Genomic DNA, 13,373 nt, shown 5'->3' with positions numbered 1-13,373 from the left:
GAAGTCACGGCATGTTGGCTAGCGGTTGTCATCTTTCACCTGCCTCGAAACCACTCATTTTCGACATGTTCTAAAAGGAAAGCCGCACAAGCCGTGGCCTGCGCGGCTTTCCCAATGCATTTCATCCGTCTGAAGGATCAGCCGGCGTTGATCGGCAAAGCAACGAAGCGGCTGCCGTCACCGGACTGAATCTGGAATAGGGCGCGGGTGCGGCCGTCCTTCTTCGCCTGCTCGATGATCTTGGCAATGTCGCCGGCGTTGGAGACCTGCTGGTTGTTAACCGACGTGATCTTTTCGCCTTCCTTCACGCCCTTATCGGCGGCATCGGAGTCGGGATCGACGGCCGTGATCGCTACGCCCTTGCCATCATCGGACGGGCCGACGGTGAGGCCGAGGTCGGCCAGCGCCTTCTCGGAAGACGGCTGCTGAGGCTGGCTCGGCTGCGAGTCGTCGTTGGAGGCCTGGTTCTGATCGGCCGGAAGCGTGCCGAGCTCGACCGTGACCGACTGCGACTTGCCAGCCCGCCAGATCGAAACCTCGACCTTGGAGCCTGGCTGCATGGCGCCGATGCGGCGAGCGAGATCGCGCGGATCCTTGACCGGATCACCATTGACGGCGGTGACGACGTCGCCGTTCTTGATGCCGGCCTTCTGGCCCGGCGAACCGTCCTGCGGGGAGACGACCAAAGCCCCGCTTGCCTCGGACAAGCCGAGGGATTCGGCGATATCCTTGGTGACGGGCTGGATCTGGACGCCGAGCCAGCCGCGCGAAACCGTGCCGGTCTTGATCAGATCGGCGACGACATCCTTGGCCGTCGTTGCCGGGATCGCGAAAGCGATGCCAACGCTGCCGCCCGACTGCGAGAAGATGGCGGTATTGATGCCGACCACCTGGCCGCTGAGGTTGAAGGTCGGGCCACCGGAGTTACCCTTGTTCACCGGTGCGTCGATCTGGATGTAATCGTCATAGGGGCCGGAATGGATATCGCGGCCGCGGGCCGAAACGATACCTGCGGTCACGGTGCCGCCGAGGCCGAACGGATTGCCGACGGCAACGACCCAGTCGCCGACGCGGACCTTGGAGTCATCGGCCCAGCCGACATAGGTGAACTTCTTGCCCTTCGGATCGACCTTCAGGACAGCGAGATCGGTGCGGCTATCCTTGCCGACGAGCTTGGCGTCGAGTTCCGTGCCGTCATTGAGGACGACGACGAAAGCGGCACCATCGGAAACGACGTGGTTGTTGGTGACGATGTAGCCATCTTCAGAAACGAAGAAGCCGGAGCCTTGAGCGACAGGACGCAGGCGGCCCTTGTCGTCCGAATTCTTCTGCTGGTTCTGGCCCCGCTGCTGGCCGCGGCCCTGCTGCTGTTCGAACTGGCGGAAGAACTTCTTCAGCGGGTGATCGTCCGGAAGGTCATCGAAGCCGCGGCCGAGACCGAAGGAATCATCCTCCTCCGCAACCGAGTTTACGCGGGATTCGACGCGAACCGACACGACGGCCGGCGAGACGGCGTCCACCACGTTAGCAAAGCTCGGAACCTGCGGCGCCTGAACGTTGACGGCATCGGCATAGGCACCGGGGACGACGGCCGGAACACCCGTTGCCAGGGCAGCGACAGCAAGGCCGGCGACGACGGAAGCCTTCATAGCGGTGCTGCGGGACAAGGTGTCCTTGATATTCCTGAACATATGCGAGTTACCTTTTCTTCTCGTCAGATTTGCGCCGGCGGAGCCGGCTGTGGTTCTTCATGATGGTGATATAGGGCACGGCACCTTACAACGAACTGTCCGCCCCATGAAAAATTCGTAATGTGAGGAAATCAATGCAGTATTACGATGAAAGATGACGGCTGCATCATTTCCCGAGGATATCTTTCAACCGCGCCTCTTCGTCGGCGCTCAGGGGGCTACCGGTGGGCTTGCCGGTACGGCGGCGCGCATAGACGGCAAGGGCCAGTCCGCCTGCTACGAAGAGCACGATCGGTGCACCCCACAGGATGTACGTCTTTTCGCTCAGGCGCGGCTTGAGCAGCACGAACTCGCCGTAGCGGGAGACGATGTAGTCGAGCACCTGCTGATCGGTATCACCATCCGTCAGGCGCTTGCGCACCAGCAAGCGCAGGTCGCGCGCGAGATCGGCATTGGAATCATCGATGGATTGATTCTGGCAGACCATGCAGCGCAGTTCGGCCGAGATTGTCCGCGCCCGTGCCTCCAAGGCCGGATCGGGCAAAACTTCGTCCGGGTTGACGGCAAAGGCGGGAGCCGCGGCAAAGAGCAATGCCAGCAGCATAAGCAAGCGGACGAACACCCCTTCGTTCTTCCCAGCCCCGCTATTCTTCACGCGGAATCCCCCTCAGCCAAACGCATCATTCGGCCGGCTCCATTGCAGGCCGAGCCGGCTTCGCCTTGCGGCTCGGTGCGCCGACGCGCAGGCGACGGTCGCTGAGCGACACGAAACCGCCGATCGCCATGATGAGCGCGCCCAGCCAGATACAGAGAATGAAGGGCTTCCACCAGATGCGTACGACCATGCCGCCATCCTTGCTGACATCGCCGACCGACACATAGAGTTGGTTGAGACCGAGCGTGAGGATGCCGGATTCGGTGGTCGCCGTTCGGCTTGCAGTAAAGACGCGCTTGGCGGACGACATTTCCGCAAAGGCAACCCCGCCGCGACTGACGGTGAAATGGGCGCGGTCCTCGGTGAAATTGGGGCCGACGCCTGGCTGCACGCCGTCAAAGCGCAGGCTGTAGCCGCCGAGCTCGGCCGTCTCGCCCGGCTTCATGCTCGTGATGTGTTCGGCCTCGAAAGTCGTCACCGCCACAATGCCGAGCACGCTGATGCCAAGGCCTGCATGGGCAAGTGCCGTGCCGAAGGCAGAGCGCGGCAGCCCGCTCAGGCGACGCCAGGCAACACCCGCTGCCACCTTGCCGACACCGGCGCGATACCAGAGATCAGCCAAAGCACCGATAACGAGGAAGAAGCCGGCGGCGAGGCCAAGAACGGCCAGCACTGGTCCGCCGTGCTTGATGTAGAACAGGACAAGGCCGGCCAGGAACGCGAGGCCTGCCACGAGATAGAGCCTCTGCAGCGCGCCGAGCAGATCGCCGCGCTTCCAGGCCAGCAGCGGTCCGAAAGGCACGGCGATCAGGATCGGCGTCATCAGCAATCCGAACGTCATGTTGAAGAAGGGTGGGCCGACGGAAATCTTGTCGCCGGTGAGCGTCTCGAGCGCCAGCGGATAGAGCGTACCGATCAAAACAGTACCGCAGGCGACCGTGAGGATCAGGTTGTTCAGCACCAGCGCGCCCTCGCGCGAGATCGGTGCGAACAATCCGCCGGCAGCAAGCTTCGGTGCACGCAGCGCGAAAAGCGAAAGGGCGCCGCCAATGAAGACAAGGAGAATACAGAGAATGAAAATGCCGCGCGTTGGATCGCTGGCGAAGGAATGGACAGAGGTCAGCACGCCGGAACGGACTAGGAAGGTGCCGAGCAGCGACAGGGAGAAGGTGAGGATCGCCAGCAGCACCGTCCAGATCTTCAGGGCGTCGCGCTTTTCCATGACAAGTGCCGAATGCAGCAGCGCCGTGCCGGCAAGCCAGGGCATGAAGGAGGCATTTTCCACCGGATCCCAGAACCACCAGCCACCCCAGCCGAGTTCGTAATAGGCCCAATAGGAGCCCATGGCGATGCCGAGCGTCAGGAAGCTCCAGGCAGCCAGCGTCCACGGCCGTACCCAGCGCGCCCAGGCGGCATCGATGCGGCCCTCCAGAAGTGCGGCGACCGCAAAGGAGAAGCAGACGGAGAAGCCGACATAGCCGAGATAGAGCAAGGGTGGGTGGATCGCCAACCCGATATCCTGGAGGACGGGATTGAGATCCTTGCCCTCCGCCGGCGCCGGGTTGAGCCGAATGAAAGGATTGGAGGTGAGCAGAATGAAAACAAGAAAGGCAGAGGAGATCCAGGACTGCACGGCGAGCACGTTGGCGCGCAGCACATCGGGCAGATTGCGCCCGAAGAGGGCAACGAACGCGCTGAACAGCGCGAGGATCAGCAGCCAGAGCATCATCGATCCCTCGTGATTGCCCCAGACGCCGGAGATCTTGAAGATCAGCGGCATCAGCGAATGGGAGTTGGCCCAGACGTTGAAGACGGAGAAATCAGAGGCGACATAGGCATAGGTCAGCACGCCGAAAGAGAAGGCGACGAGCAGGAACATGACGATGGCGCCGACGGGGGCGATATCCATCATCGACACGTCGCCGCGCCGCGCGCCGATCGCGGGAAGGACGGAGACGATGAGCGCTGTCGCGAGCGCCAGCACCAGGGCATAGTGTCCAAGCTCGATGATCATCGGGTAGCCTCCTCGCCCTTCCAGACGCCATCAGCCTTCAGCTTGTCGGCGACCTGCTTCGGCATGTAGCGCTCATCATGCTTGGCGAGCACGCTGTCGGCAACGAAAACGTCGCTGCCCGGCTCGAACTTGCCTTCGGTAACCACCCCCTGCCCCTCTCGGAACAGATCGGGCAGAATGCCGTCGTATTTGACCTTGATCGTGTCGGTGCCGTCGGTGACGGAGAACTGCACCTGCGTGCCCTGACCGCGCACGATCGATCCCTCGCCGACGAGCCCGCCAAGGCGGATCAGCGTCCCGGCATTGACCGGCGTCTTGGCGAGATCCGCCGGCATGTAGAAATAGGCTACCGACTGGCTGAACGCGAACAGCACGAGCAACACGGCGGCGGCGATGAAACCCATGCCGCCGGCGATCACGGCCAGACGTTTCTGCTTGCGGGTCATTGCTGCTTCACCTCCGTCGGCAGTCCTAATTCCTTCGCCAGCGCCAGAAGCTGCCGGCCCTCGCTTCCATCGGGCGGAAAAGCCGCCAAGCCTCGCTTCAGCGCATCCGCTGCACGCTCCCGATCATTCAGCACCGCATAGGAGCGGATCAGCCGCATCCAGCCCTCGAAATTGTTCGGGTCTTGCTTGAGCTTGGCATCGAGACTGTCAACCATACCACGGATCATCTGCTGGCGGTCGCCACTGCTCAGCGCATTGGCCGCAGCGACATCCTCTGCCGTCGGATTGCCGGGAGCCTTGTCGTTCACGGGTGCCGTCGGCTGGCCGCCATTCTTGACGATATGTTCGTTGACCACAGCAAGCCAGGGCGCATCAGGCGGCGATTGTTTCGCGAGAGCCTCGAAGGCGGTCTTTGCATCGGCTGACTTGCCCTCCTGCTCCAGCGCGAGCGCCAGATAGAAAAGCGTACGCGGATTGGCGGCATCGAGCGCTAGGGATTGCTGCAGCACGCCCCGCGCCTCCGCCGTGACTATGCCATTGGCTTTGACGACCAGCACCTCGCCCAGATCACCGAGGCGAGCCGCGTTCGGCCCCAACAGACGGATGACATTGCGATAGGCAAGTTCGGCATCGCCGATACGATTGGTCCTGAAGTAAATCGGCGCGAGGACTTCCCAGCCTTTGGCGTCATCCGGGTTCTTGGCAAGATGCTGCTCGATCTTGACGATCGAGATGGCGAGATCGTTTCCCGGCTTTTCGAGCCGCGCTTCCAGCGGCTGCGCCGGCAGGCCGGGATCGCCATTGACAAGATAGAGACAGAGACCCACGGCCGGAAGAACAACGACGATGAAGGCTTGAGCAAGACGATAGCTGCCATGCGCAGACGATTTCGCCTCCGTCTTTTCCTCCTTGGCGACAGCGATGAGGCGTCGGCCGATTTCGGCGCGGGCATAGCCCGCCTCCTGCGCGGAGATGAGTCCACCGGCAAGATCGCGCTCCAGTTCTCGGAGCTGATCGCGATAGACCTCGGCTTCTCCGGAACGACGATCCTCCGCCTCCTTCGCACCACGCAGAAGAGGATAGAGCAGCACAGCGCCGACAACCGCCGTAAGAACGGCCACGAGAATCCAGAACAGCATAGACGCCCAATACTTTAACGGGCTGCTTATTCCAACCAGGAAAGCCTATCTGACGAAGATTTGAGGCGTTTGGCCGCGCCTTTCAGTGCAGACGCCTATTCAAGCGGTGTCCAGGTGCCGTCGTCATTGCGGCAGGCCGCGCCCCTCGCAGTCGTCGGCTTGCCGTCCACCGTGACGGTATGCGTATATTGCCGGCAATTCTGCGAGCCCACCTGGTATGGCGCGGCAGGAACAACTTCGCCGCTTGCGTTCCTGCCCTTCCATGCGACAGGCTGGCCGAGAGGCGAGGTCTCGAGGGCACGATATTCCGCTTCCAGCGCGCGCTGCTTGTCGTTGTCGCTCAGCTTGATGCCGGTGCGCTCGACGATACCACCATCAAGAGCATTGATGAAGGTCGCAGAGGCCGGAGGCTTCGCGGACGAAAACAGGCTCTTGCTGCCCCCCAGGCTGCCCGTCGTCGAGCAACCAGAAAGCGCAAGCGCGGCAAAAAGAGAGGGGGCGACCAGGAAAAAGGTGCGAAGCTTCATACAACCGAACCAGTATCAAAAAGCAAAACCATAGGTACTGCGCTGCGGCATCATCATGACCCACAGCGCCTTTTTGGCATCATGCCGTTCCTCACGCAACATCCTTCGTCAGGCCCGGCAAAATTAGGCTCGCCCGAAGCCCGCCCCAGGCACCCCGGGAGAGTTCGAAACGGCCTTGATATTCGTTGGTGATCTCGCTGACGATCGAAAGCCCGAGACCGGTGCCGGGCTTGCTCTCGTCCAGTCTGCGCCCGCGTTTCATGGCTTCGCGGATCTGATCCGGCTCCAGCCCCGGGCCATCGTCTTCAACCACCAGTTCCACCCAATGGCGCCGCGCCGGATCGATGCCCTTGACCTCGGCCGGCGCCTCGTTTGCAACCAGACGCACCTTATGTTCGGCAAAGCGGGCGGCATTTTCGAGGAGATTGCCGACCGTCTCCTCGAGATCCTGCTGCTCCATGGCGAGCGCCAGATTGGGCGAGACGGAGAGTTCGAATTCCTTGTCGGTGTTCAGCCGCCGCATGACACGGACGAGCCGTTCCAGCGCCGGCTCGGCTTCGGTGCGTGCCAATACGGATTCGCGCTGGGCGGCGATGCGGGCGCGGTTGAGATAGGATTGCACCTGACCCTGCATCGCCTCAGCCTGGTTCTTCACCAGATCGCCGTGCGAGCGTTCCAAGACTCGCGATTCATTCAGAAGAACGGCAATCGGCGTTTTCAGCGAGTGCGCGAGATTGCCGACCTGCATGCGGGCGCGCTCGACGATACGGCGGTTGCTGTCGATCAGCGCATTGATCTCATTGGCAAGCGGCAGGATCTCACGCGGAAAATCGCCCTGCAGGCGCTCGCTTTCGCCAGCGCGGATACGCTCCAGCGCCGCACGCGCCTTATCGAGCGGCTTGAGGCCATAGAGAATGGCGAGTGCATTGACGATCAGGCTTCCGACGCCGAAGCCGACCAGTGCGAAATAGAGGCTGTGGGAGAAATTGCGCACGTCATCCTCGACCACGGCGACATTGCCGGTTACGCGGAAGCGCGCGGCACGGCCATCCGTATCAAGCACGACTTCGGTTTCGGCCACCTGAACGCGGTTTCCGAAGGCATCGGTGACGATATAGTAGCGCTCGTAATTCTTGTCGAAGGGCGCTTCCAGCACCGAGAGGACAGGCAGATTCGAGGCGCCGAGCGACGGCGAGACCAGCGGGGTCGCGGTATAGGTGCCAAGCGGCTCGACCATCCAATACCAGCCGGTCTTGGGCTGGGCGAAGCGCAAATCACCGAGCTGGGGGCTGCCTGACAATGCACCCTGATCGCCGATCGTCACGGAGTTGATGACGTTGTAGAGCTGGGCGCGCAGCAGATCCTGGAAGCCGCGCTCGGCGCTCTTGCGGTAGATATTCGAGATGACGAGGCCGATCACCACCAGCGCCACGGCGGACCAAAGCGTAGTCAGCAGCAGGACGCGAGCGGTGAGCGACTTAATTCGCATTGGTCGGAGCTTGGATTCGGTAGCCGAGGCCACGGACCGTTTCGATCAGGTCGACACCCATCTTCTTGCGCAGACGACCGACAAATACCTCGATCGTATTGGAATCGCGGTCGAAATCCTGATCGTACATATGCTCGACCAGCTCGGTGCGCGAGACGACCTCGCCCTTGTGATGCATGAGATAGGCAAGCAGCCGGTATTCATGAGAGGTAAGCTTGAGCGGCTTGCCGTCGACGGTCGCCTTTGAGCTCTTGGTGTCGAGACGCACCGGGCCGCAGACGATTTCCGAGGAGGCATGGCCGGCGGCACGACGAATGAGCGCGCGGATGCGGGCAAGCACTTCCTCGACATGGAAAGGCTTGGCGACATAGTCGTCCGCGCCGGCATCGATGCCTGCCACCTTGTCGCTCCAGCGATCGCGGGCGGTCAGGATGAGTACCGGGACCGTGCGCCCGGCGCCGCGCCATTTCTCAAGCACGGTAATGCCGTCCATTTCAGGCAAGCCGATATCGAGGATGATCGCATCGTAAGGTTCGGTATCGCCGAGGAAATGCCCCTCCTCGCCATCAAAGGCCGTATCGACCACATAGCCTGCCTCCTTCAAGGCCTCGGCAAGCTGGCGGTTCAAGTTAATATCGTCTTCGACTACGAGAATGCGCATGTCTAAATCCAATTTCCCCGGTTCGAAACAGTACTGTAAATCGTGCTGCAGTGGAATCACGGAAACAATAAGATTTCGTGTAAGATTCAACGCTTTAGGCTGGCGCCAAATGCGCTTGCGTCACATGGGCACCTTCATCGTCACCTTACGGGGGCGTTGGCCGTTGCCTTGAACGAGAACGGTGATGATGCAGCTGTCGCCGGATGGTTGTACCGAGAGAAGCTGGCCACCGGTCTTGGCGACCACCTCGTCAGCGGCCTCACTGCAATCGCTATTGGCGCGTGCGACCAAGGTCGACGTCGGCGCTGGCGCCGGCAGAACAGACGAGCCGGCCAGGACGAGAGCCGCTGCTGCTATGCTTGAAAATGAGGCCATGCTTCGGACTTCCCGCAGGGATATTAACTTGGCCGATTATTTACCCAAACACGTCTGAATGGCAAATGAATGGCCTGTAATTTTGGGCCTATGAGACGTAGAGATCGCCAAGTCTATGCGCTAACCAATTGATATTATTAATCGTCAGTTCACAGCGCCAGCGCAGTGGCAACCGGCTGTCGCTTCAGGACGCCGCAACGATACAATCTATCGGCGATATCAGTCGCTCGTTACATATCCGGGTTCCAGGCGCCACCATGGAAACGGCGGGCTTAGCCATTTTTAATCATTCCTGCTTATCATCTGCTCATGGACGCGACGTGAGCCGTCGCCCTCCCGAGACCGGTGCCAACCGGCCCGCAAGCGCCTTATTGAGATAAGGTGTTGCGATTTCGTGAGTCCTTTGAATCGCTTGCCGCGATTTCCTCGCAAGTTGAATCCGGAATTTCAAAAGTTGATTCAAGGATCTCAAGCCGAGAATCAGGCGGCCGACAATCCGATTCCGTTCGCGTGCCCAATCCGTTGAAATGACTGGCGGGAGAAACCTCGCCCCGCGTTCAAAACGGTTCACGCATGGCGGCCGCAGTCTCGTAGTCCGCGGCAATGCGCATTTCGCGCAGCGGACGAACGCGCTCGATGGAACGCTGATAGTTCGGATGCGCCTTATAGGCGGCCAATGCCGCTTCGTCGTCAAATTCGCCATATACCACGAGATCGACTTCGGTTCCGAGCTGATCGGTCTTGACGTTGGTGCCAATCTCCAAAAGCCGCGCATGCGGAATGGCGGTCAGGATCGAGAGGCCGGAACGGACCTCTTCAAGCTTGGCGCGATCGGGAACGGTGAAGAAGACGATATGACGGATCACGCGGCGGCTCCTTTTGGATATGCGAGGCACGGCGCGATATCATGGGGACCGGCTCAATTCAATGAACTGACCAAATCACGGCGGAGCTATCTGGTCGTACCCCCCCTTCGCGTTTCCCTTTACTGCATGGGAGCACATGATACTGTCGCGGCCATGACGGACGAGGAGCTCGCATCCCTTGCCCTCGGCTTGCCGGAAACGGCGGAGGGCTCACATTTCGGCACCCGTGACTTTCGCGTGCGGGGCAAGATCTTCATGACGCTTCGGGGACCGGATTTCTGCGTCCTCAGGCTGACGCCGGACCAGCAGCAAATGGCTTCGGCCGTCATGCCCGGGCATACCGCCGCCGTGCCTGGCGGTTGGGGCCTGAAGGGCTGGACGCGACTTTTCCATCGCGATGCAAAAAACGAGACGGTCAGGAGCCTCGTGTGCCAGGCATGGCGGAATGCAGCGCCGAAATCTATGGCTTTGCCGGAGGATTAGGCTCCATATCGTCCTCGACGGTCAGCGGCCAATCGACGACATAATCCTCGAAATCGTCGAGATCGACATCGTTTTCGCTGACGGTGCGTCCGCGGGCCGAAACGCGGGCAATATGAACCGTTTCCGGATCGCCCGAAATCAAGGGATGCCACCAATAGAGATCGCGGCCCTCGTTGACGAGGCGATAGGCGCAGGTGGGCGGCAGCCATTCGAGCTCGGGCACCTTCTCAGGCGTCAGCTGCACGCAATCGGGGACGAAATCCCAGCGGTTCGGATAGCTTGTGCAGCGACAGCTTTCGCCATCCATCAGCTTGCAACGGATCGAGGTGAAATAGACGTCGCCGCTATCCCACTCCTCGAGTTTGTTCAGACAACAGAGCCCACATCCGTCGCAAAGACTTTCCCATTCCGACGGGCTCATCTCCGCCAGAGTCTTGCTTTTCCAGAAGGGCATTTCGTCTGTCATCATATCGTCCTCGCCCCCGGGAAAAGAGAATTTGGGCTGCGGCATGCATGTCTCTTGTTCTTTTCTGTAAATCAACCAATTATTCAATTAGCCGTTCTATGAGATAATGGGCTTTGCGTGTGCCACAAGGAGACACGCGGCAGTAATGTGGTCGGGAAGTAGAGCGTGGAAGACCCATCCAATCCAGAAAACGGGCCGAAGATAGAGCCCGAGACGCCTGGGAACAACGGGGCCGAAAAGCCGCGGCGTCGCAAGCGCTATTTCTTTTTGCGGCTTGATTCATGGATCGATTCCACCTTGTGGAATGCCGGCTTCGGCCTCGCCGAAGCATGGGAGGAGATCACCATCTTCTTTCGCCGATTCCGCGTGCGCGGCTGGAAGCGTATCTTTTTCGAACTGCTCGGTGAAGGACTGACCCTGGGGACCGCCGGCTCGGTCGTCATGCTGATGCTCGCTATGCCGGCCTTTGAGGCGACACAGGGCGACTGGCGCAACCGCGGCAATTTCGCCGTCACCTTCCTCGACCGTTACGGCAACGTCATCGGCCATCGCGGCATTATTCACGAGAATTCCGTACCGGTCGACCAGTTGCCGGACTACTTCATCAAGGCGGTACTGGCAACCGAGGACCGGCGCTTCTTCGATCATTTCGGTATCGATGTCATCGGCCTGTTCCGCGCAGTCACGGTCAATGCGCAGGCCGGCGGCGTCGTCCAGGGCGGCTCGACGCTCACGCAGCAGCTTGCCAAGAATGTCTTCCTCAGCAACGAGCGCTCCATCGAACGCAAGGTCAAGGAAGCGTTCCTCGCCATCTGGCTTGAGGCCAATCTCTCCAAGAAGGAGATCCTCAGCCTCTATCTCGACCGTACCTATATGGGCGGCGGCACGTTCGGCGCAGCGGCGGCGGCGCAGTTCTATTTCGGCAAGAGCATTGCCGACGTCAATCTGGCCGAAGCGGCCATGCTGGCCGGTCTCTTCAAGGCACCGGCGAAATATGCGCCGCATGTCAACCTGCCGGCGGCGCGTGCCCGCGCCAACGACGTGCTGTCCAATCTCGTACAGAGCGGGCTGATGACCGAGGGACAGGTCGTCGCCGCGCGGCGCAACCCGGCTTCGGTGGTCGACCGCGCCCAGATCGAATCCCCGGATTATTTCCTCGACTGGGCCTTCGATGAGGTGCAGCGGCTTGCTACCCGCTTCCCCGAGCGCTCGCTCATCGTGCGCACCACCATCGACATGGGGCTGCAGAAGGCGGCGGAAGATTCGGTTCAATCCAGCCTGATGGAATTCGGTGAGCGCTATAGGGCCAAACAGGGCGCTTCCGTCGTCATCGAAAACGGCGGCGCGGTGCGCGCCATGGTCGGCGGCAGCGACTACGGCGAAAGCCAATTCAACCGCGCGACCAAGGCACTGCGCCAGCCGGGTTCATCCTTCAAGGTCTACACCTACTCGGTCGCGATGGAAAACGGCATGACGCCGACGTCCACCATCGTCGATGCGCCGATCAGCTGGGGCAACTGGAGCCCGCATAACTACGAGAACCGCTACGAAGGCAAGGTGACGCTCACCCAGGCGCTGACACAGTCGATCAACACCATCCCCGTACGGCTCGCCAAGGAGAAATTCGGCATTCAGCCCATCCGCAACATGGCCAAGGCCATGGGCGTCGAGACGCCGATCCGCAACGACAAGACCATTCCGATCGGCACATCCGAGGTGACCGTGCTCGATCAGGCGACCGCTTATGCGGTCTTCCCCGCCAACGGCATGCAGTCGCGCCGCCACGGCATTGAGCAGATCACCGGCTATGACGGCAAGGTGCTTTACGATTTCAGCCGCGACGAGGCGCCTGCCAAGCGTGTCCTCAGCGAAAAAGCCACCTCCTATATGAACCAGATGCTGACGCAGGTTCCGGTCATCGGCACGGGCCGCAAGGCGGCCCTCGACAACGGCATCGTGGTGGGCGGCAAGACCGGCACCACGCAGGCCTATCGCGACGCCTGGTTCATCGGCTTTACCGGCAATTACACCTGCGCGGTCTGGTTCGGAAACGACGACTATACCTCCACCAACAACATGACGGGCGGCACCCTGCCGGCCATGACCTTCAAGAAGATCATGGATTATGCCAATCAGGGCATCGTGCTGAAGCCGATTCCCGGCATCCCCAACCCCTTCCCGGTACAGAAGCCGCAAACCGTTGCGGCCAAGAAGCCCCCCGACCCCGCCGGTGGCGGGCTGCCGCCGCTGGTACGGCCGCGATCGCTATCGGTGGACTCCACGAACATTCTGCGCGATATCGGCGAAAGGCTCAAAGCCGCGACACCGCTTGGGGCGCAGAAGGTGGCAGCGGCGGAGCCCCGCAACGTGACGGCGCCGGAGTGATCGATTCCGGCGGAAAATATTCGCGGCGCGATGCGGATGGCCGCGGCAAGCCTGCCTTCCGACCGAGGGATGGAAGGCGGTGCTTTGTGGCCGCTGCCGTTCTCCATCCTGGCCATCGTTCTCGCGACAGCCGTAAATAGCGGCCCGCCCTTCCCCCTATCGGCAGAATCAGGAAT

13 protein-coding genes are annotated in these 13,373 nt (G+C 61.1%); 2 read left to right on the top strand and 11 right to left on the bottom strand.

Annotated features, from left to right (window positions below; translation table 11 throughout):
• Positions 1-137: 137 nt before the first annotated feature.
• From C7U61_RS06475 to C7U61_RS06430, 10 genes are all read right to left on the bottom strand, one after another.
• Positions 138-1,691, bottom strand: coding sequence for a Do family serine endopeptidase (locus C7U61_RS06475; RefSeq protein ID WP_106997336.1), 1,554 nt, complete (start codon positions 1,689-1,691; stop codon positions 138-140).
• A gap of 166 nt (positions 1,692-1,857) precedes the next feature.
• A complete protein-coding gene (locus tag C7U61_RS06470) occupies positions 1,858-2,313 on the bottom strand; it encodes a cytochrome c-type biogenesis protein (RefSeq protein ID WP_106997335.1) in 456 nt (151 codons plus the stop codon).
• Between the two features lie 58 nt (positions 2,314-2,371).
• Positions 2,372-4,360, bottom strand: coding sequence for a heme lyase CcmF/NrfE family subunit (locus C7U61_RS06465; RefSeq protein WP_106997334.1), 1,989 nt, complete (start codon positions 4,358-4,360; stop codon positions 2,372-2,374).
• Positions 4,357-4,806 carry a cytochrome c maturation protein CcmE gene (gene ccmE / locus C7U61_RS06460; protein ID WP_106997333.1) on the bottom strand — a complete coding sequence of 150 codons (450 nt, stop codon included), beginning with the start codon at positions 4,804-4,806 and terminating at the stop codon, positions 4,357-4,359. Before ccmE ends, C7U61_RS06465 begins: the two co-directional genes overlap by 4 nt.
• Positions 4,803-5,945, bottom strand: coding sequence for a c-type cytochrome biogenesis protein CcmI (gene ccmI, locus C7U61_RS06455; RefSeq protein ID WP_106997332.1), 1,143 nt, complete (start codon positions 5,943-5,945; stop codon positions 4,803-4,805). The genes ccmE and ccmI overlap by 4 nt, the downstream gene beginning before the upstream one ends.
• 95 nt (positions 5,946-6,040) lie before the next feature.
• A complete protein-coding gene (locus tag C7U61_RS06450; RefSeq protein WP_106997331.1) occupies positions 6,041-6,472 on the bottom strand; it encodes a hypothetical protein in 432 nt (143 codons plus the stop codon).
• 91 nt (positions 6,473-6,563) lie between these two features.
• Positions 6,564-7,961 carry a HAMP domain-containing sensor histidine kinase gene (locus C7U61_RS06445; protein ID WP_106997330.1) on the bottom strand — a complete coding sequence of 466 codons (1,398 nt, stop codon included), beginning with the start codon at positions 7,959-7,961 and terminating at the stop codon, positions 6,564-6,566.
• Positions 7,951-8,622 carry a response regulator transcription factor gene (locus tag C7U61_RS06440; RefSeq protein WP_106997329.1) on the bottom strand — a complete coding sequence of 224 codons (672 nt, stop codon included), beginning with the start codon at positions 8,620-8,622 and terminating at the stop codon, positions 7,951-7,953. The genes C7U61_RS06445 and C7U61_RS06440 overlap by 11 nt, the downstream gene beginning before the upstream one ends.
• Before the next feature lie 120 nt (positions 8,623-8,742).
• Positions 8,743-8,997: a hypothetical protein gene (locus C7U61_RS06435; RefSeq protein ID WP_015339224.1), complete on the bottom strand. Its 255-nt coding sequence runs from the start codon at positions 8,995-8,997 to the stop codon at positions 8,743-8,745.
• Between the two features lie 557 nt (positions 8,998-9,554).
• Complete coding sequence (locus C7U61_RS06430) at positions 9,555-9,863, bottom strand: Dabb family protein (protein WP_106997328.1); 309 nt, start codon at positions 9,861-9,863, stop codon at positions 9,555-9,557.
• A 153-nt stretch (positions 9,864-10,016) separates the two neighbouring features.
• Between C7U61_RS06430 and C7U61_RS06425 the strand changes: the two genes are divergently transcribed.
• On the top strand, positions 10,017-10,346 hold the full coding sequence (locus C7U61_RS06425; RefSeq protein ID WP_106997327.1) for an MmcQ/YjbR family DNA-binding protein: 330 nt from the start codon (positions 10,017-10,019) through the stop codon (positions 10,344-10,346).
• Here C7U61_RS06425 and C7U61_RS06420 read toward each other — a convergent pair.
• Positions 10,324-10,812: a YcgN family cysteine cluster protein gene (locus C7U61_RS06420; protein WP_106997691.1), complete on the bottom strand. Its 489-nt coding sequence runs from the start codon at positions 10,810-10,812 to the stop codon at positions 10,324-10,326. The two genes, C7U61_RS06425 and C7U61_RS06420, sit on opposite strands and share 23 nt — an antisense overlap.
• Before the next feature lie 165 nt (positions 10,813-10,977).
• Here C7U61_RS06420 and C7U61_RS06415 point away from each other — a divergent pair, with 165 nt between their 5' ends.
• Positions 10,978-13,197 carry a transglycosylase domain-containing protein gene (locus C7U61_RS06415; RefSeq protein WP_106997326.1) on the top strand — a complete coding sequence of 740 codons (2,220 nt, stop codon included), beginning with the start codon at positions 10,978-10,980 and terminating at the stop codon, positions 13,195-13,197.
• The last annotated feature ends 176 nt before the right edge of the window (positions 13,198-13,373 follow it).

This window comes from Rhizobium sp. JAB6 (assembly GCF_003024605.1).
Classification (GTDB): Bacteria; Pseudomonadota; Alphaproteobacteria; order Rhizobiales; family Rhizobiaceae; genus Rhizobium.
Note: the sequence above shows the minus strand (reverse complement) of the source record. Positions and strands in the feature narration are given on the sequence as shown.

Bases quoted from the DNA above. Each gene is read 5' to 3' on its own strand.
- C7U61_RS06475 (WP_106997336.1), bottom strand. From the start codon at position 1,691: ATGTTCAGGAATATCAAGGACACCTTGTCCCGCAGCACCGCTATGAAG.
- C7U61_RS06465 (WP_106997334.1), bottom strand. From the start codon at position 4,360: ATGATCATCGAGCTTGGACACTATGCCCTGGTGCTGGCGCTCGCGACA.
- ccmE (WP_106997333.1), bottom strand. From the start codon at position 4,806: ATGACCCGCAAGCAGAAACGTCTGGCCGTGATCGCCGGCGGCATGGGT.
- ccmI (WP_106997332.1), bottom strand. From the start codon at position 5,945: ATGCTGTTCTGGATTCTCGTGGCCGTTCTTACGGCGGTTGTCGGCGCT.
- C7U61_RS06450 (WP_106997331.1), bottom strand. From the start codon at position 6,472: ATGAAGCTTCGCACCTTTTTCCTGGTCGCCCCCTCTCTTTTTGCCGCG.
- C7U61_RS06445 (WP_106997330.1), bottom strand. From the start codon at position 7,961: ATGCGAATTAAGTCGCTCACCGCTCGCGTCCTGCTGCTGACTACGCTT.
- C7U61_RS06440 (WP_106997329.1), bottom strand. From the start codon at position 8,622: ATGCGCATTCTCGTAGTCGAAGACGATATTAACTTGAACCGCCAGCTT.
- C7U61_RS06435 (WP_015339224.1), bottom strand. From the start codon at position 8,997: ATGGCCTCATTTTCAAGCATAGCAGCAGCGGCTCTCGTCCTGGCCGGC.
- C7U61_RS06425 (WP_106997327.1), top strand. From the start codon at position 10,017: ATGACGGACGAGGAGCTCGCATCCCTTGCCCTCGGCTTGCCGGAAACG.
- C7U61_RS06420 (WP_106997691.1), bottom strand. From the start codon at position 10,812: ATGACAGACGAAATGCCCTTCTGGAAAAGCAAGACTCTGGCGGAGATG.